We start from the raw sequence: 17,462 nt of genomic DNA, 5'->3' as shown, positions 1-17,462 counted from the left end.
GTGGTTAAACAATTTGTTGCCGTTGATTAATGGGCGTTGGATGTCACCTGACGCCCTGCCGCACGGTCCCAGATAATCGCCAGAACCAGCGCTACAACGGAAGGCATCAGCCAGGCCAGGCCCTGCTCGGACAGCGGCAGACGCTGTGTCCAGGCTGGCAGGATTTCTGCAAATGCTGATGCTTTGATCCCGTCAAGGATACCAAAAATCAGGCTGATAAACATGGCTGGCGCAATAATTCGCGTGGAGTTATGCCACCACGAACGGGTGAAGCTCAGCACTACCAGCACGATACATGGCGGATAGATCGCCGTCAGCACCGGAATTGAGACCTGAATCAGGTGGCTCAGACCGAGGTTTGACACCGCCATGGAGAAGATGCCGAGGATAAACACCAGCGTGCGGTAAGAAAGCGGCAGATACTGAGCGAAGAACTCCGCGCAGGCGCAGGTCAGACCCACCGCCGTCACCAGACAGGCCAGGAAAATCAGCGCCGCCAGCAGCATGCTGCCTGCACCACCAAAGGTGTGCTGCACGTAAGCATGCAGGATCGCCGCGCCGTTTGCGCTCTGATCGACCAGCGTTGCGCTATCTGAACCCAGGCGGAACAGCGCCAGATACAGCAGCGTCAGGCCGACACCGGCCATCAGGCCAGCCCAGATGGTGTAGCGAGTCAGCAGACGCGCTTCGGTTACCCCGCGGGAACGCGCGGCGTTAACGATAACGATACCAAACACCATCGCGCCAAGCGTATCCATCGTCAGATAGCCGTTCACGAAACCGTTTGAGAACGCCGCGTTCTGGTAGGCGTCCATCGCGGAGCTGATGGGCCCCGCAGGCCAGACGATGGCCGCAACCGCCAGCACAATCAGCGCCACAATTTTCAGCGGTGCCAGGAAGTTACCCACAGTATCCAGCAGTTTGCCCGGATAGAGAGAAACCAGAATCACGATGGCGAAGTAAATGAGGCTGTAAATAAACAGCGGCATCGCGCCGTCACCGGTCAGCGGGGCAATACCCACTTCAAAGGAGACGGTCGCCGTACGCGGGGTTGCGAACAGCGGGCCAACGGCCAGATAGCAGACGGTTGCCAGCAGAACGCCAGCCACTTTGCCAATCGGGGTGCTGAGGCTGTCCACACCGCCACCGACTTTCGCCAGCGCGATAACGGTCAGTACCGGCAGGCCCACGGCAGTAAGCAGGAAGCCAAACGCAGCCGTCCAGACGTGTTCACCCGCCTGTAAGCCAACCATTGGAGGAAAAATGATGTTACCTGCGCCAACGAACAGCGCAAATGTCATAAAGCCCAGCGCGATAATGTCACGCGATTTCAAGTGATGGGTCATAAAACCTTACTGCCTGTGGATGTGGTGTTGAATACGTTGAGATTTTCGCCATCCCTGACGGGACGATACAGCGGAAAATTTGCTCAATTTCAGCGGGATATGCTCCCGTCCAGGCGTGGCGAAGAATAGTTTTTCGATTTACCACGCAAATACAGTCGGTCTGACAGTATATGGGGGGCAATTTAAACGCTTATAACGTTTAAAGGCAAGAAGGGATCGTAAAACCAGAACAATATGCCAGCATGAAAATTCAGACCAAAATAATATGCCATGTATAAGAAAAACTCATGGCTAATCATGCGAACAAAAAAGCACCAGCCGTATAATATTCACTCGCGTTTCGCTTGACTGCAAAGCAAACGGGCCAGCAATCGCTGGCCCGTGGAAAGGTAGCCTGACACACACGCTGTCAGGCACTTTTTTTGGCAATTAATCGTTCCGGAATCACGAAGCTAAAGCGCGTGCCCTTACCCAGGGTGCTTTCGATATTGAGCCGGCTTTCGTGGTGGCTGACGGCATGCTTCACAATTGCCAGCCCCAGTCCGCTCCCGCCGGTCTGCCGCGAGCGCGCCTTATCCACCCGGTAGAACCGTTCGGTGAGACGCGGGAGGTGTTCAGGCCCAATCCCCGGCCCGTTGTCCTCGACGCTAAACTCAGCCCCTGCCGGAGTATGCTGCCACCGCACCGCGATATGCGTCCCTGTCGGGGTATGATTCACGGCGTTATAGACCAGGTTTGAGATAGCGCTTCGCAGCTCATCTTCACTGCCGAGCACTTTCAGCGTGTTATCAACATCAAAACTCAGGGTGTGTTGATTATGGCTCAGCGTTTGGGCTTCGCGCTCCACCACTCGCAGCATCATCGGCACATCAATGATGTCGTTTAGCGCCAGCGACGGGGCAGCCTCAATTTTTGAAAGCGTTAGTAGCTGTTTGACCAGCCCTTCCATGCGGAACGTCTGTTCCCGCATGGTATGCAGCGCTTTCTCACGCGGCGCCCCCTCAAGCGTTTGCTCCTGCATCATCTCCAGATAGCCCTGAAGCACCGTCAACGGCGTACGCAGCTCGTGGCTGACGTTGGCAAAGAAGTTACGTCTCGCGCCCTCAAGCTGATGCATCTGGGTGACATCCCGCGCCACCATCAGCCACTGCCGATCGCTGTAGGGCATCACGCGAATTTCAAGATGGCGACCGTTATTGAGCTTCAAATTGTGCGGACGACTAAAATCACGCGTTTTCAGATACAGCGTGAACTCGGGATAGCGCAGAAGGTTGAGGATGTTCTGACCGTTATCATCCGGCCAGCGCAGGCCCAACAGCTGCTGTGCGAGGCCATTGCACCAGAAGATGGTCCCTTCTTCCGTCGTCAGGATCACTGCGTCCGGCAGCGACTCCGCGCCGCTGCGAAAGCGTTTTATCAGGCTTCCCAGCTCACGACGGCGCTTTTTATTACGCATCTGCATCTGGTGCAGGCCGTAGAGTAGCGGTTCCCAGCTCCCGCTTCCCGGCGGGGGTGTCATACTTCTGTCGACCCACAGCCACCAGGAAAGACGCAGTAAATTCCAGAAATGCCAGACGAGCAACCCCGTCACGGCCACCAGTAAAAACCACGGCAGATAGCCAAAAATAGCCCCCAGAATGAGGGCCGGAATACAGCATAAGATCAGTTCAAAGACGAGCCTTTTCCATGACAGACGTTCCAGCACGCGTCACACTCCTGTCATTGTTCAGAAACGGGTCGAGAAGCGATAACCCGTGCCGCGGACCGTCTGTACCATGCGATCGTGGCCGCTCAGTTCCAGTGCTTTACGCAGGCGGCGAATATGGACGTCAACCGTTCGGTCTTCGACATAGACGTTAGTTCCCCAGACGTTATTCAGCAACTGTTCGCGGCTGTAAACGCGCTCCGGGTGTGTCATAAAGAAGTGCAGGAGTTTAAATTCGGTGGGGCCCATATCGAGGGGATTTTCACCGGTCATGACCCGGTGTGAGGTAGGATCCAGGCTCAGGCCCTGCATCTCAATCACCTCTTCCACCGCCATCGGTGAAATACGGCGCATCACGGCTTTGATACGCGCCACCAGCTCTTTTGGAGAGAACGGTTTGGTGATGTAATCGTCCGCGCCGGTTTCCAGACCGCGCACGCGATCCTCTTCCTCACCGCGCGCCGTCAGCATCACCACCGGGATATCGCGGGTCATCGCCTCGCGTTTGATATGCTTGATAAACTGCAATCCGGAACCGCCAGGCAGCATCCAGTCCAGCAGGATCAGATCGGGCCAGGGTTCATTCAGCTGGTTCACCGCGCTGTCATAATCTTCCGCTTCAACCGGCTGGAAGCCATTTTGTTCAAGCACGAAGCACACCATTTCACGGATCGGAGCTTCATCTTCTACGACCAGAATACGTCTCGCCATACTTTGCCCTGTCTTATCGTATTTAAGTTACAAGTCTGTAATGCGGCGTCATTATGCGTCAGATTTATGACAGATTTATGAAAAACATTACCACGATAAATAGCAAACTGTTGTTTTATTACAGCGGTTATTTTCCGTTCCCCGAACGTTTATAATCCTGCTTTCTTATTATTGCCACGGATCTCTTATGCGCATACTTCACACCTCAGACTGGCACCTGGGTCAAAATTTTTACAGCAAAAGCCGCGCCGCGGAACATGAAGCGTTCCTGAACTGGCTGCTGGAGACGGCTCAGGCTCACGAGGTGGACGCAATTATTGTGGCGGGCGACATTTTTGATACCGGATCGCCGCCGAGCTATGCGCGTGAGCTGTACAACCGTTTTGTGGTCAACCTCCAGCAAACCGGTTGTCACCTGGTGATTGTCGCCGGAAACCATGACTCGGTGGCGACGCTGAATGAATCCCGCGATATTCTGGCGTTCCTCAATACCACCGTGGTGGCCAGCGCCGGACACGCGCCGCAGATCCTGAAAAAACGCGACGGCACGCCGGGTGCGGTGCTATGCCCAATTCCGTTTTTACGCCCGCGCGATATCGTGCAAAGCCAGGCAGGCCTGTCCGGGAGCGAAAAACAGCAGCATCTGTTGCAGGCCATCACCCGCTATTATCACCAGCAGCATACGGAAGCCTGCGCCCTGCGCGGCGAACAGGCCATTCCGATCGTTGCCACCGGGCACCTCACCACCGTCGGGGCCAGTAAGAGTGATGCGGTGCGCGAGATTTATATCGGTACGCTGGACGCGTTTCCAGCGCAAAACTTTCCTCCCGCCGACTACATTGCCCTCGGGCATATTCACCGGGCCCAGATCGTCGGCGGCTGCGAGCATATTCGCTACTGCGGCTCGCCCATTTCCCTCAGTTTTGACGAAACGGGCAAAGCCAAATCCGTGCATCTGGTGAGCTTCACCGAAGGCAAACTTAGCGCCGTTGAGACGCTTGAGGTGCCGGTCACCCAGCCGCTGGCAGTGCTGAAAGGCGATCTGGCCGCCATTACCGCTCAGCTTGAGCAGTGGCGCGGCGCAGTGCTTAATCCCCCCGTCTGGCTCGATATCGAAATCACCACCGATGACTACCTGTACGATATGCAGCGTAAAATTCAGACGCTGACGGAAGACCTTCCCGTGGAGGTGCTGCTGGTACGTCGCAGCCGCGAGCAGCGCGAGAAAATTCTGCTGAACGCCCAGCGTGAAACGCTTAGCGAACTTCGGGTTGAAGAGGTGTTCGCGCGGCGGCTTGCGCATGAAGAAGTGGACGAGGCCAGGCGCACCAGGCTTAACGAGCTGTTTGCCCATACCTTGCATTCCCTCAATGACGAGGACGAAAACGCATGAAAATTCTGAGCCTGCGTCTGAAAAATCTGAATTCGCTAAAGGGTGAGTGGAAAATCGATTTCACCGCGGAGCCTTTCGCCAGCAATGGGCTGTTTGCCATCACCGGCGCAACCGGCGCGGGTAAAACCACGCTGCTGGATGCCATCTGCCTGGCGCTTTACCACGAAACACCGCGTCTTAATAAGGTCTCTCAGGCACAAAACGACCTGATGACGCGCGATACCGCCGAATGCCTGGCTGAAGTGGAATTTGAGGTCAAAGGCGTTGCTTATCGCGCTTTCTGGAGCCAGAACCGCGCCCGCAACCAGCCAGACGGGAACTTACAGGCACCGCGCGTTGAGCTGGCCCGCTGCGAAGACGGCAAAATTCTGGCCGATAAAGTCACGGATAAGCTGGAACAAACCGCCGCACTCACCGGGCTAGACTATGGTCGCTTTACCCGCTCGATGTTGCTCTCTCAGGGGCAGTTTGCCGCCTTCCTGAACGCTAAACCGAGCGATCGGGCAGAGCTGCTGGAGGAACTGACCGGCACGGAAATTTACGGCCACATTTCCGCCATGGTTTTTGAAAAACACAAAGCGGCACGCAACGCGCTGGAGATGTGCGAAGCGCAGGCCGCAGGCGTTGTGCTGCTGAGCGAGGAACAGCAGCAGCACTTGCAGCAAAGTTTGCAGGCACTTACTGACGTAGAAAAAATCCTGCTGGCACAGCAGCAGAGCCAACAGAAAGATTTTCAGTGGCTTACGCGTAACGACGAGCTGATACGTGAGCAGCAACGCGCAGCCGCTTCGCAGCAGCAGGCGCAACAGGCTCTGACGGACGCCGCGCCGCAACTGGCGAAGCTCCAGCTGGCACAGCCCGCCGCCCAGCTACGTCCGCTGTGGGAGTATCAGCAGGAGCAGACCACCCGCCTGGCGCAGACAACAGCGCGAATTGTTGAAGTAAATACTCGCTTACTCGACAGAGCGGCGCAGCGCTCGCGTATTCGCAACGGTGCGCTGCACAACCGTGAACAGTTGCGGACAGAACACACGGTACTGACGCAGTGGCTAACCGAACACGATCGTTTCCGTCAGTGGGGGCAGGAAATTGCCGGCTGGCGGGCGCATTTTACGCAACTGAGTCGCGATAAAAATCAGCTTGTGGCCCAGTCAGCGCGTATGGCTGAGCTTCGTCAGAAACTGGCTGAGATGCCGGAGAGTACGCTGACGCTGACGGCTGAGGATCTCGCGACGGCAATGGAGCAACAGGCACAATCGCGGGCGCTCCGCCAGCGCCTGACTGCGCTTCACGCTCGCTATCAGCCGCTGCAAAAACGGCTGCGCCATAATGCGGAAAGCGTGCAAAAAGCGCAGGCTGAGCAGGCTAAGCTCAATGAAACGCTGATCCTGCGGCGTCAGCAGTTCAAAGAGAAAAATCAGCACTATGCCGACCTGAAAGCGCTCTGTGAGCGTGAGGCAACAATCAAGGATCTTGAGAACTATCGTGCACTGCTCGAAGCGGGTAAACCTTGCCCGCTCTGCGGTTCAAGCGAACACCCGGCAGTTGTGCAGTATCAGGCGCTTGAACTGACCGACAATCAGCGCCGCCGCGACGCGCTGGAGAAAGAGGTTGCCGCGCTAAAAGAGGAAGGATTGCTGGTGCTCGGGCAGGTGAATGCGCTCACCCAACAGATCCAGCGCGAGACAGAGGAAGTACAGGCCCTCTCTCAGGAAGAGCAAGCACTCACTAAAGAGTGGCTGGAGGTCTGCACCTCCCTGAACATAGCGCTGAATATTCAGGATGATATTGCCCCCTGGATGAGCGAACAGGAGCAGTATGAACGCCAGCTGTATCAGCTTAGCCAGCGTCTGACGCTGCAAAACCAGCTCAATGAACAGGAAGATCAGGCGCGCCAGTACCAGCAGCAGCTGACGGCGACGCGTCAGGCGCTGGCAGCCTCGCTAGAGTCGCTGTCGCTTAGCGTGCCCGATGAAGGGGCCGAAAGCGCCTGGCTGAGCGCACGCGAAGCTGAATATACCCGCTGGCAGGAAAAACAGGCCCAGCACGGTACGATTCAGGAACGTATTAACGCCCTGATGCCCATCCTGGAGACGCTGCCGGATTCTGATGACGCAGAAGCCGACGCGGTTATCCCTGAGAACTGGCGCGGCATCCACGACGAATGCGTGTCGCTGCAAAGCCAGCTCGCCACCCTACAGCAGCAGGAGACGCTTGAGCGTGAACGGCTTCAGCAGTCGCAGGCTCAGTTCAGCGCCGCGCTGACCGCGAGCTGCTTTGCCAGTCAGGAGGCATTTCTCTCCGCCCTGCTGGATGAAGCGTCGATCCGCCAGCTTGAACAACAAAAGCAGACGCTGGAGAACCAGCTCCAGCAGGCCACGGCGCTCTCCGTACAGGCAAACCAGCAGCTTCAGGCGCACCAGGCACAACGCCCGGAGGGGCTGGAAACCGACGCCGCAACCCTTCAGGCGCAGTTACACCAGCTGGCGCAACAGCTTCGTGAAAACACCACGCGTCAGGGGGAGATCCGCCAGCAGCTCAAACAGGACGCCGATAACCGTCTGCACCAGCAGGCGCTTATGCAGCAGATTGAGGAGGCGGCGCGTCAGGCTGACGACTGGGGCTATCTCAATGCGCTGATAGGCTCCAGCACCGGCGATAAATTCCGTAAATTCGCCCAGGGGCTGACGCTGGATAATCTGGTGTGGCTTGCCAACCAGCAGCTCAACCGTCTGCATGGCCGCTATCTGCTTCAGCGTAAAGCCAGCGACGCGCTGGAGCTGGAGGTGGTTGATACCTGGCAGGCCGATGCGGTACGCGATACCCGTACCCTGTCCGGCGGGGAAAGTTTCCTCGTCAGTCTGGCGCTGGCTTTAGCGCTTTCCGATCTGGTCAGTCACAAAACGCGCATTGACTCGCTTTTCCTGGATGAAGGGTTCGGCACACTCGACAGCGAAACGCTGGACACCGCGCTGGATGCGCTCGACGCGCTGAACGCCACCGGGAAAACCATCGGCGTGATCAGCCACGTAGAGGCAATGAAAGAACGTATTCCGGTGCAGATCAAGGTGAAGAAGATCAACGGGCTGGGGTATAGCAGGCTGGACAGGGAGTTTGCGGTGCAGTAAATGGGGGATGTTGCCCTCACCCTGGCCCTCTCTCTGTGGGAGAGGGTACAAACATCAAAAACGGCAACGCAAGTTGCCGTTTTGCGTTTATTCCGGCCAGAGCCACGCCGCGCCGCGCACACCGCTGGAATCTCCATGGACGGCTTTGCGGATCGGCGTTTCGCATTCGCCCCCAAATACCCACTGTTTCACCAGCGTTGGCACCGTCGCGTACAGCCGGTCAACGTTGCTCATGCCGCCGCCCAGCACAATCACGTCCGGATCGAGGATATTGATCACATGCGCCAGTGATTTAGCCAACCGCATTTCGTAGCGGCTGAGCGCCAGTTCAGCCACCGGATCCTGCTCCTCAACCAGACGCATAATCTCGTTGCCTTTCAGCGGCTGGCCGCTCAGACGATGATAATCGGTGGCAAACCCCGTGCCGGAAATAAAGGTCTCAATACAGCCCTGCTTGCCACAGTAGCACGGCACCTCGGCACGGTATTTGAGTTCATCTTCGTCCATCCACGGTAACGGGTTGTGCCCCCACTCACCTGCGGTGCCGTTGCCGCCAATATGCGAGCGCCCACCGAAGGCCACGCCCGCCCCGCAGCCGGTACCGATAATGACCGCAAATACGGTCTGCGCGCCAGCCGCTGCGCCATCTACGGCCTCAGAGACCGCCAGGCAGTTAGCGTCATTTGCCAGACGCACTTCCCGGTTCAGACGCTGGCTTAAGTCTTTATCAAACGGCTGACCGTTGAGCCAGGTGGAGTTGGCATTTTTCACCACGCCGGTATACGGCGAAATGGAGCCGGGGATCCCCATCCCGACCGTGCCCGTCTCGCCCGTTGCCTGCTCTGCCATATCGACCAGACGGGCAATCGTCTCTATGGTCTGGTGATAATCATCGCGCGGCGTAGGCAGACGGTGGCGAAACAGTTGCTCCCCCTGCTCGCTCAACGCAATAACTTCTGTTTTGGTGCCGCCCAAATCAATCCCAATACGCACAAGACACTCCTCATTATTTTGATTATCAACAGAGTAGAAGCCCACTTCCCGATTAGCAATGCAAGCGATGCGACAATTCGTTATCATGCCCGCTGATTTAACGACAAGGCCGTGGAAATTATCATGCTGTGGTTCAAAAATTTGATGGTTTACCGTCTCAGCCGCGACGTTTCGCTGCGTGCAGAAGAGATGGAAAAACAGTTAGCCGCTTACTCCTTTACCCCTTGCGGTAGCCAGGATATGGCAAAAACCGGCTGGGTTCCGCCAATGGGTTCTCAAAGCGATGCGCTGACCCACGCCAGCAGCACGGGGCAAATCATCGTTTGCGCCCGCAAAGAAGAGAAGATCCTGCCGACGCCTGTGGTGAAGCAGGCGCTCGAAGCGAAGATCTTCAAGCTGGAAGCTGAACAGGGCCGTAAGCTTAAAAAAACCGAAAAAGATTCACTGAAGGATGAAGTGCTGCACTCGCTGCTGCCGCGCGCCTTTAGCCGCTTTAGCCAGACCATGATGTGGATCGACACCGTGAACGGGCTGATCATGGTCGACTGCGCCAGCGCCAAAAAAGCGGAAGATACGCTGGCGCTGCTGCGTAAGAGCCTTGGCTCATTACCGGTGGTACCGCTGGCACTGGAGACGCCGATTGAGCTGACCCTGACTGAGTGGGTGCGCAGCGGGACTGCCGCGCAGGGCTTCCAGATCCTTGATGAAGCAGAGCTGAAAGCGCTGCTGGAAGATGGCGGCGTGATCCGCGCGAAGAAACAGGATCTGGTGAGCGACGAGATCGCCGTGCACATTGAAGCGGGCAAAGTGGTGACTAAACTGGCACTCGACTGGCAGCAGCGCATTCAGTTTGTGATGTGTGATGACGGCTCCGTGAAGCGCCTTAAATTCTGCGATGAACTGCGCGATCAGAACGAAGATATCGACCGCGAAGATTATGCTCAGCGCTTTGACGCAGACTTTATCCTGATGACCGGCGAGCTGGCGGCGCTGATCCAGAACCTGGTGGAAGGTCTCGGCGGCGAAGCGCAGCGTTGACAGGCAAAACGTAGGCCGGGTAAGCGAATGCGCCACCCGGCATGCTTTTATTTCAGATAGCGGCACAGATAAGAGGTTGGCTCTGCAACCTGCAAATGGAACTCGCTGTGGCCCGGCACGTTGAACACCTGCCCGGCACTATAGACTTTCCACTCCGTTTCACCCGGCAGCAGGACGTTCAGCGCACCACTGACCACCGTCATCTCTTCCGCTTCTGCGGTGCCAAAGGTGTATTCCCCTTCCGCCATTACGCCGACACTGGCGCGGCCAGTGCTGCTGCTGGTAAAACCAATGGATTTCACTTTACCGGAAAAGTATTCGTTACTTTGAAGCATGAACTGGCCCTTATATTTATTGAGAAAAATCCACTATAGGGGCCATGCTCATGACCTGTCACGCAAAATCATTACACCAGTAATTCTGACGCCAGGCGCGCCATCAGGACGTTAGAGAGCAGCACCGGAACATCCAGCGCCTTTTGCAGTAAATCACGATGCCGCTGATGGAAGCCCAGGCAGTCGAGCATCAGGACATCCGCCCCTCTGTCGATCAACTCCTGCCCGGCCGCAATCAGCTTCGCTTCGCTGTCCCAGAACGGGTTTGCCAGCGCGTACAACGGGGTGTGCTCCAGCGCGGCCCACTTCACCGTCTGGTTATCCAGCAGTTCTTCTACGGGAACGATCACGCCCACCTGATGACCATCAACAATTGACGCCACCAGCGGGGGGATAATCCGCATCGGTTCGAGCAGAATGGCATTACGCGCGCTGAGTCCTTTAACGGGTGCTGTGCTCATCAGCAAAATGACGTCATAGTCCTGATTGTCGAGCACTTCGATCACACCCTGTAGCGCGCGCTCGATTTTCTGGCGCGACACATGCGCCAGTTTACCGTCACTGAGTAACGTTGCCAGGGGATCTTCCCCCTCTCCGACCGCGTAGTCTTCCATGACCTCTTCCCGACTGAGCTTCCCTAACAGACTGAGATGCGTAATTTGTTGTTCAGAGACATGCTCGGTTAAGAGCGGTAATACTTCGCTTACAGGCACCACACCAATCGTGAGGATCGCCAACGTCGCCTTCATTTTGATCGCCTTCCGTTACTACCACAACTGCCACACAAGTACAGGCTCACTACGCTGCACTGTTCATTTTTTCAACAAAACAGCACCAAGGGTAGCAGGGGATCTCTACACCGTAATGTAAAGATCGACTGGCCTTTCCGAATCCACCTGTAATAACTAAATATTAACTGCTGCTTAACATCAGCGATATGTTAAAAGTGTGATTCAGGCACGGTTGTAACGAATTCGGATTCCTGTCAGGACTTCTCAGGATCCTCATAGCGCCGTTTCGCATCCAGCGCTTCCTGTTCGGTTTCATGTTCGCTGATCAGCGAATCAGGTTTAGGGTGATCGGCACGCAGCTGGTACCAGGTTACGGTCTGATCGCCGTTACCTTTTTCAACGGTAACGATGCGGGCTTCACGTGGATAGGGAGGTCTGGTTGGCATAGCTCATCCTTTTTTTATGTCTGAGCTATGAGTATAGACGGCTGTTAGCTGGCGCAAGCCAAACGCAGGGCGGTAATAATCTGAATCGCAACTTTCTCGGGTGACGCTGACGCATCCACAACGTGGTGTGCCGCCTCGCGGTACAGTGCATCGCGTTCGGCGAGGACGTCGCTGACCTCTTCACTCAGCGGTTTCGCGGTCAGCGCCGGGCGCTGTCCCTCTTCCGGAAACGCCTCCAGCCGCCCCACCAGCGTAGAAACCGGGGCACAAAGGTAGATTACGACACCCTTTTCGCGCATAAACTGGCGGTTATACGGCGCCAGAATAATGCCTCCACCGGTCGCAATCACGGTCGACGGTGCGGTCACCGCTTCCAGCGTGGCCGTTTCGCGCGCACGAAAGCTCTCCCACCCCTCATTCTCCACGATATCGGCGATGGTCTTACCGGCATTCTCCTGGAGCCAGTGGTCAGTATCGACAAACTGACTCTGGCACAGACGCGCCAGCTCCAGACCAACGGTGGTTTTCCCACAGCCGCGAGGGCCAACTAAAAAGATGGGTGGGTTCATAACCAGGTGTTCCCCTTGCTGCCGGATAACTGAAGGCTGTAAAGAAATGATTGCAGAAGATGTTGCGCTAACTTTACTGCAAAGCGGTACGGAATGACAAGCCTGTGGAAGTCACACTGTACCACAAAACAGCCCGGAGGTGGGCTACGCCGGGCGGCGCTTCACTTCCAGCAGCCATTTATCCAGCTCGGCGGCAAACTGCTGGCGATCGCGCTGCGACAGGCTGTCCGGCCCACCGGTTTGCACGCCGCTGGAACGCAGGGTATCCATAAAATCACGCATGGTGAGCTTCTCCCGGATCGTTGCCGGAGAGTAGCGCTCGCCGCGCGGGTTAAGCGCCGCGGCCCCCTTCGCCAGCACGTCGGCAGCCAGCGGGATATCCGCGGTGATCACCAGATCTCCTGCGTCACACAGGCGTACTATCTCATTATCTGCCACGTCGAACCCGGCCGGCACGCGCAGAGAACGAATGAACCTGGAGGGCGGCACGCGGATATTCTGGTTCGCCACCAGCGTCATCGGCATCTGCACCCGCTCGGCGGCGCGGAATAAAATCTCTTTAATCACATTCGGACACGCGTCCGCATCAACCCAAATCGCCATAGTGTCTCCCCATTATGATTCTGGCGACTATTGTCGCCTGCATTTCGTTGTTAAGCTATCAATGAGAGATAACAACGCATAATAACGGAGAGACGTGATGGATAAGAAAATCGGGTTTATCGGCTGCGGAAACATGGGTAAAGCTATCCTCGGTGGACTGATAGCCAGCGGCCAGGTGCTGCCGGGGCAGATTTGGGTCTATACCCCATCCCCGGATAAAGTCGCGGCGCTGCGTGATGAGTATGGTATCAACGCCGCCGAAAGCGCGCAGGAAGTGGCTCAGGTGGCGGACATTGTCTTTGGCGCCGTTAAGCCGAATATCATGATTAAAGTCCTGAGCGAGATCACCTCCAGCCTGAACAAAGAGAGCCTGGTGGTGTCGATTGCCGCAGGCGTGACCCTCGACCAGCTCGCCCGCGCGCTGGGGCACGACCGTAAGATTGTTCGCGCCATGCCAAACACCCCGTCGCTGGTAAATGCCGGTATGACCTCCGTTACCCCGAACGCGCTGGTTACTTCTGAAGAGGTGGCGGATGTATTGAACATTTTCCGCTGCTTTGGCGAAGCGGAAGTGATTGCCGAACCGATGATCCACCCGGTTGTCGGCGTGAGCGGTTCTGCCCCGGCGTATGTCTTTATGTTTATCGAAGCCATGGCCGATGCCGCCGTACTTGGCGGTATGCCGCGCGCGCAGGCCTACAAATTTGCGGCGCAGGCGGTGATGGGCTCGGCCAAAATGGTGCTGGAAACGGGTAAACATCCGGGCGAACTGAAAGATATGGTGTGCTCGCCGGGGGGCACAACCATTGAAGCCGTGCGCGTGCTGGAAGAGCGCGGGTTCCGCTCCGCCGTGATCGAGGCGATGGAAAAATGCATGGAAAAATCAGAGAAGCTGAGTAAGTCCTGATGCGTTACGCCGGGCGTCAGGCGGCCACTTCGGTGCGACCCCGTCCGGCATTTTTGGCTTTATAGAGGGCCACGTCCGCGGCCTTTAGCCATTCACGATAGTGCGTGAACTGCGCCCCCCAGGGGGCAACCCCAACGCTGATACACAACCTCGCCATAGGTGCTCCGTGCAGCGGCATGTTGACCAGCCTTTCATGGACGCGCGCCATCGCCGCAATCGCATTGTCGGCAGGCGTGCCGGACATGATCACCGCGAACTCATCTCCCCCGAAGCGGCCAATATAATCGCCTGCGCGCAGGGTCAGCTGAAGCTGGCGCGTGATGGCGACAATCGCTTCATCCCCCACGTCATGCCCCCAGGTGTCGTTGATCGTCTTGAAGTGATCGATATCGATGAGCAGTATCGTCGCCTGTCGATGGCTGCGACGGCAGGCCTCAAATTCGTTACGCAGCAACGTTTCCCAGTGACGGCGATTGAACACGCCGGTCATTCCGTCGCGGGTACTCATCAGCTCAAGCCGACGCTTATGCTCTGCCAGCCGGATCGCCGTGCGGTGACTGAGCCAGGCAAACAGCATGGGGTAGACCACCAGCACGGGGAGCGTCAGCCACAACGCCAGCGGTTCAGAGGTCAATAGCACAGGAGTACCCGTGGATTGCACGGTGAGCAGGGCAGACAGAGCAAGCAGCGCAAGTCCTGTCAGAAATAAGCGGCATCCCCCCGATCCCATCATGTTCATGCCGATCATCACGATCAGCGCCGCCGTTGGCAACGCATTGAACCCTATTAAGCCCATCCAGACGCCAGCAATGATGGCATCGATTTTCAGATTAACGATTTCACCACTGTGGGGGCAGGTCGAACGAAAAGCCAGCTGCCAGGCCAGATGGGGCCAGACAAAGACCCAGCCCACCAATAACAACCACCAGACGCCAGAAAGAAGCAGACTCACCAGAACGCTGGCAAGCGGAACAAACAGCGCCGCCAGACCAACGATGCGTGCCAGCCGTATTCGCCGGGCAAATCGCAGACCGGAACGGTATGAGTCATCCTGAGAAAGCTGCTGATACCACGCTTCCCGAATGTTCTCGTGATTGTCATAAAACTCATCATTCATCATTTTTGGGATTATTCTGAAACATTTTCCCAAATTATAGAGAGGGGGATAGCGAGGAAAGTATGAAATTTTGGGTGAGCCACAGCCGTGACTCACCCGTTAGCACTACGCCTGTTTTTTCAGGCACGCGCTCATAAACTTGCTGCGATCGTCGCCTTTAAGCATCTGCTGTGTCGCCTGGGCATTGCACTCGCGCATTTTTTGCTGCTGCGGGGTCAGGCTTTTTTCACCCGGTTTGGTCGTACCATTTTTAAGGCAGTCGCTCATATACGTTTTACGGGCATCCCCTTTCAGACTTTGCGAGGTCGCCTGTTGGTTACAGGTCGTCATGCGCTGCTGCTGGGGCGTTAACGTTTTCTCTTCCGCATGTGCTGAGGCGATCAGACACAGGCCAGAGAGCAGGGTAACCAGAATTGTTGTTTTCATTGCACCATCCTTTATGTGAAGTTCCACGTTAAGTCTGGTTCGTTACGGGAAAAAAACCACCCTGCGGCCATGATTTTCACCGTGATCCAGGGTTATTTCAGTCCCGTCGCAGCGCGTTTATTATTAACCGGTTTCGCAGGAACGGAGGAGGTAATTACGAGCGAGTTTAATGCGGTGAAAAGTGTGCTCTGCTTCATTTTAATTTCCCCATGGTAACAGGGTAAAAATAAAAACAGAGCGACGCCAGGCATCCTGCATGACAATTCTGTGACACGTCATTTCACCTCTGGCCGGTTAACTGCGAGGATGCCTTAAAAGCTTCTTTACGTATTGCTGAAGCAGCTCCGCGTCCTCTGCGGGCACCTGTGAATCAGGGCGAGCTTTTTCCAGCGCGCCTTCAACGTTGTCGATCAACGCCTCCTGCTCTGGTTTTGCCATCTGTCGCAGCAGCGCCGTCACAACGATCTCCAGCGCCTCGACCTGGGCAACCAGCTCTTTCGACTCTTCTTCCTTTTGGGCAAGCTTAACCAACAACTCAGCAATGAGATTTTTCATGGTGCTATGTCCTTATGTGATTTCCCCTGAAATTAACACCCTCACTGAATAATGAAAAGCATGGATTGGTTTTATCTTATGCAAAAGTGACATTGCTGCCAAAAAAGATATTTCGGAGCGCAAGCGAAACGTTTTTCTAAAAGACAGAAGCCGCATTTCGTTATATAAAAATGCGGCCATCATAAGAATTAATAATATATTATCGTGTTTGCCGGGCTGACTTTGCCTCAGCGATTCGCCGGCGACGGCGCAAGGCAAAGGCCAGTTGAATAATATTGAGAAGCACCACCACCGCCGTCGCGGCAAATACCCAGCGGAAACCCGCCATCGCCGAGACCGAGGCGCCAATAAGCGGGCCCGCTACGTTGCCTAAATACATGAACGACTGGTTGTAGCCAAAAATGCGGCCGGTTACCTGGTCACTGGAATATTTCACCAGCAGCGTCTGTACAGCGGGCAGCATAGCACCATCCGCGAAGCCAAGCAGGAAGCGCAACACCCCGAGCTGAAGCGGTGTCGTGACGAACGACATGGCAAAGAAAAGGATCACCGCAATGATGAGCGTTGCCATCAGAATGCGTGCCGTACCGATCCTGTCGCCCAGTTTCCCCAGACGCGGAGCGGACATCAGCGCCGACACGCCCGGCACGGCGGCAATCATCCCGCTCAGAAAAGCAATGTTGCTGCTGTCCGGTGCCATCGACTTGATAAACAGCGCCAGAATCGGTCCCACCGAGCCGTTACAGAGCTGGATCACCATCGTTGTCACAAAAAGGCTAATCATCAGGCCAGGATAAGGTAGCGAGGCGAAAACCGCCTTTCCGCTCAGGCGTTCTGATTTGCTGACGACAGGCCGACCGCCCTCTTTAATCAGAAAAAGGGTGACCAGAAAGCTGACCGTTAGCAGGATGGCGGTAATGATAAAGACCGCACGCAGCCCAACATGGTCAGCCAGGAAGCCGCCGAGCAGGGGGCCGCCAATTACACCGCTAATCTGGGCCGTGGAAAGCGTGCTGAGTGCCCAGCCGCTCCGCTCGCGCGGTACCTGTGAGGCCACCAGCGCCATGGCATTCGGAATGTACCCGGAGGTCAGCCCCATTATCGCCCGCAGAATAAACAGCTGCCAGACGTTGGTGGCGAAGGCCTGGAGCAAAATGGCTATCGCCATCCCCAGCGAGGCGCGGAGCAGCATCAACTTGCGCCCCTTGCGATCCGCAAGGCTGCCCCACATCGGTGACACAATGGCGGACACCAGAAACGTCACGCTGAACGTCAGGCCGGACCACATAGAGAGCGCTTCATGGGAAGTGACCCCCAGCTGCGACACGTAAAGCGGCAGGAAGGGCAATATCTGGCTGATAGCCAGTCCGGTGAAGAAGCAGCCGAACCAGACTGAAATGAGGTTAACTTTCCAGGATTCCATAACAGAAATAGTCTTCATTTTTAGGCGAATTCGCCG

The 17,462-nt window shown here is 56.2% G+C and carries 17 protein-coding genes; 4 read left to right on the top strand and 13 right to left on the bottom strand.

What is annotated here, in order from left to right:
• Window positions 1–26: 26 nt before the first annotated feature.
• The 3 genes from brnQ to phoB all read right to left on the bottom strand — a co-directional run bounded on the left by brnQ (window position 27) and on the right by phoB (window position 3,762).
• Window positions 27–1,346, bottom strand: a complete 1,320-nt coding sequence (gene brnQ, locus L3069_RS04730) for a branched-chain amino acid transporter carrier protein BrnQ (RefSeq protein ID WP_038415468.1) — start codon at window positions 1,344–1,346, stop codon at window positions 27–29.
• A gap of 409 nt (window positions 1,347–1,755) precedes the next feature.
• Window positions 1,756–3,051, bottom strand: coding sequence for a phosphate regulon sensor histidine kinase PhoR (gene phoR / locus L3069_RS04725; protein ID WP_023299433.1), 1,296 nt, complete (start codon window positions 3,049–3,051; stop codon window positions 1,756–1,758).
• 21 nt (window positions 3,052–3,072) lie between these two features.
• Window positions 3,073–3,762, bottom strand: a complete 690-nt coding sequence (gene phoB, locus L3069_RS04720; RefSeq protein ID WP_003859122.1) for a phosphate response regulator transcription factor PhoB — start codon at window positions 3,760–3,762, stop codon at window positions 3,073–3,075.
• A gap of 187 nt (window positions 3,763–3,949) precedes the next feature.
• On the opposite strand from phoB, the gene sbcD reads away from it, so the two are divergent.
• Together sbcD and sbcC are read left to right on the top strand one after the other, a co-directional pair.
• Window positions 3,950–5,155 carry an exonuclease subunit SbcD gene (sbcD, locus tag L3069_RS04715; protein WP_038415466.1) on the top strand — a complete coding sequence of 402 codons (1,206 nt, stop codon included), beginning with the start codon at window positions 3,950–3,952 and terminating at the stop codon, window positions 5,153–5,155.
• Window positions 5,152–8,283, top strand: a complete 3,132-nt coding sequence (gene sbcC / locus L3069_RS04710) for an exonuclease subunit SbcC (protein WP_038415464.1) — start codon at window positions 5,152–5,154, stop codon at window positions 8,281–8,283. The genes sbcD and sbcC overlap by 4 nt, the downstream gene beginning before the upstream one ends.
• A gap of 87 nt (window positions 8,284–8,370) precedes the next feature.
• Here sbcC and mak read toward each other — a convergent pair whose 3' ends face one another.
• Window positions 8,371–9,276, bottom strand: coding sequence for a fructokinase (gene mak, locus L3069_RS04705; RefSeq protein WP_003859127.1), 906 nt, complete (start codon window positions 9,274–9,276; stop codon window positions 8,371–8,373).
• Window positions 9,277–9,399: 123 nt separating this feature from the next.
• Here mak and rdgC point away from each other — a divergent pair, with 123 nt between their 5' ends.
• Complete coding sequence (gene rdgC / locus L3069_RS04700; protein ID WP_006809928.1) at window positions 9,400–10,314, top strand: recombination-associated protein RdgC; 915 nt, start codon at window positions 9,400–9,402, stop codon at window positions 10,312–10,314.
• Between the two features lie 47 nt (window positions 10,315–10,361).
• On the opposite strand, the gene ppnP is transcribed toward rdgC, so the two are convergent.
• The 5 genes from ppnP to L3069_RS04675 all read right to left on the bottom strand — a co-directional run bounded on the left by ppnP (window position 10,362) and on the right by L3069_RS04675 (window position 12,998).
• Window positions 10,362–10,649: a pyrimidine/purine nucleoside phosphorylase gene (gene ppnP, locus L3069_RS04695; protein ID WP_003859131.1), complete on the bottom strand. Its 288-nt coding sequence runs from the start codon at window positions 10,647–10,649 to the stop codon at window positions 10,362–10,364.
• A gap of 71 nt (window positions 10,650–10,720) precedes the next feature.
• Window positions 10,721–11,398: an AroM family protein gene (locus L3069_RS04690; RefSeq protein ID WP_003859133.1), complete on the bottom strand. Its 678-nt coding sequence runs from the start codon at window positions 11,396–11,398 to the stop codon at window positions 10,721–10,723.
• A 236-nt stretch (window positions 11,399–11,634) separates the two neighbouring features.
• Window positions 11,635–11,826, bottom strand: a complete 192-nt coding sequence (yaiA, locus tag L3069_RS04685) for a protein YaiA (RefSeq protein ID WP_003859135.1) — start codon at window positions 11,824–11,826, stop codon at window positions 11,635–11,637.
• A gap of 44 nt (window positions 11,827–11,870) precedes the next feature.
• Window positions 11,871–12,395: a shikimate kinase AroL gene (gene aroL / locus L3069_RS04680; RefSeq protein WP_022647212.1), complete on the bottom strand. Its 525-nt coding sequence runs from the start codon at window positions 12,393–12,395 to the stop codon at window positions 11,871–11,873.
• A gap of 144 nt (window positions 12,396–12,539) precedes the next feature.
• Window positions 12,540–12,998: a YaiI/YqxD family protein gene (locus L3069_RS04675; protein ID WP_022647211.1), complete on the bottom strand. Its 459-nt coding sequence runs from the start codon at window positions 12,996–12,998 to the stop codon at window positions 12,540–12,542.
• Between the two features lie 97 nt (window positions 12,999–13,095).
• On the opposite strand from L3069_RS04675, the gene proC reads away from it, so the two are divergent.
• Window positions 13,096–13,905, top strand: coding sequence for a pyrroline-5-carboxylate reductase (gene proC, locus L3069_RS04670; protein WP_038415461.1), 810 nt, complete (start codon window positions 13,096–13,098; stop codon window positions 13,903–13,905).
• 16 nt (window positions 13,906–13,921) lie between these two features.
• Here proC and adrA read toward each other — a convergent pair whose 3' ends face one another.
• From adrA to L3069_RS04650, 4 genes are all read right to left on the bottom strand, one after another.
• A complete protein-coding gene (gene adrA, locus L3069_RS04665; protein ID WP_038415459.1) occupies window positions 13,922–15,025 on the bottom strand; it encodes a diguanylate cyclase AdrA in 1,104 nt (367 codons plus the stop codon).
• A 102-nt stretch (window positions 15,026–15,127) separates the two neighbouring features.
• Complete coding sequence (psiF, locus tag L3069_RS04660) at window positions 15,128–15,448, bottom strand: phosphate starvation-inducible protein PsiF (protein WP_022647208.1); 321 nt, start codon at window positions 15,446–15,448, stop codon at window positions 15,128–15,130.
• A 294-nt stretch (window positions 15,449–15,742) separates the two neighbouring features.
• Window positions 15,743–16,003 carry an anti-adapter protein IraP gene (iraP, locus tag L3069_RS04655; protein ID WP_003859148.1) on the bottom strand — a complete coding sequence of 87 codons (261 nt, stop codon included), beginning with the start codon at window positions 16,001–16,003 and terminating at the stop codon, window positions 15,743–15,745.
• Between the two features lie 199 nt (window positions 16,004–16,202).
• Entirely contained in the window at window positions 16,203–17,426 is a 1,224-nt protein-coding gene (locus L3069_RS04650) for a multidrug efflux MFS transporter (RefSeq protein ID WP_023299423.1), read from the bottom strand.
• Window positions 17,427–17,462 lie beyond the last annotated feature (36 nt).

The sequence above is a fragment of the Enterobacter cloacae complex sp. ECL411 genome (genome assembly GCF_021869665.1).
GTDB classification, from domain to species: domain Bacteria; phylum Pseudomonadota; class Gammaproteobacteria; order Enterobacterales; family Enterobacteriaceae; genus Enterobacter; species Enterobacter intestinihominis.
This window is presented reverse-complemented; position numbering and strand designations above follow the sequence as displayed.

Excerpts from the sequence above, each read along its gene's own strand:
- yaiA (WP_003859135.1), bottom strand. The coding sequence starts at position 11,826 with ATGCCAACCAGACCTCCCTATCCACGTGAAGCCCGCATCGTTACCGTT.
- proC (WP_038415461.1), top strand. The coding sequence starts at position 13,096 with ATGGATAAGAAAATCGGGTTTATCGGCTGCGGAAACATGGGTAAAGCT.
- L3069_RS04690 (WP_003859133.1), bottom strand. The coding sequence starts at position 11,398 with ATGAAGGCGACGTTGGCGATCCTCACGATTGGTGTGGTGCCTGTAAGC.
- sbcD (WP_038415466.1), top strand. The coding sequence starts at position 3,950 with ATGCGCATACTTCACACCTCAGACTGGCACCTGGGTCAAAATTTTTAC.
- rdgC (WP_006809928.1), top strand. The coding sequence starts at position 9,400 with ATGCTGTGGTTCAAAAATTTGATGGTTTACCGTCTCAGCCGCGACGTT.
- L3069_RS04675 (WP_022647211.1), bottom strand. The coding sequence starts at position 12,998 with ATGGCGATTTGGGTTGATGCGGACGCGTGTCCGAATGTGATTAAAGAG.
- brnQ (WP_038415468.1), bottom strand. The coding sequence starts at position 1,346 with ATGACCCATCACTTGAAATCGCGTGACATTATCGCGCTGGGCTTTATG.
- sbcC (WP_038415464.1), top strand. The coding sequence starts at position 5,152 with ATGAAAATTCTGAGCCTGCGTCTGAAAAATCTGAATTCGCTAAAGGGT.
- adrA (WP_038415459.1), bottom strand. The coding sequence starts at position 15,025 with ATGATGAATGATGAGTTTTATGACAATCACGAGAACATTCGGGAAGCG.
- L3069_RS04650 (WP_023299423.1), bottom strand. The coding sequence starts at position 17,426 with ATGGAATCCTGGAAAGTTAACCTCATTTCAGTCTGGTTCGGCTGCTTC.
- ppnP (WP_003859131.1), bottom strand. The coding sequence starts at position 10,649 with ATGCTTCAAAGTAACGAATACTTTTCCGGTAAAGTGAAATCCATTGGT.
- phoB (WP_003859122.1), bottom strand. The coding sequence starts at position 3,762 with ATGGCGAGACGTATTCTGGTCGTAGAAGATGAAGCTCCGATCCGTGAA.
- iraP (WP_003859148.1), bottom strand. The coding sequence starts at position 16,003 with ATGAAAAATCTCATTGCTGAGTTGTTGGTTAAGCTTGCCCAAAAGGAA.
- psiF (WP_022647208.1), bottom strand. The coding sequence starts at position 15,448 with ATGAAAACAACAATTCTGGTTACCCTGCTCTCTGGCCTGTGTCTGATC.
- aroL (WP_022647212.1), bottom strand. The coding sequence starts at position 12,395 with ATGAACCCACCCATCTTTTTAGTTGGCCCTCGCGGCTGTGGGAAAACC.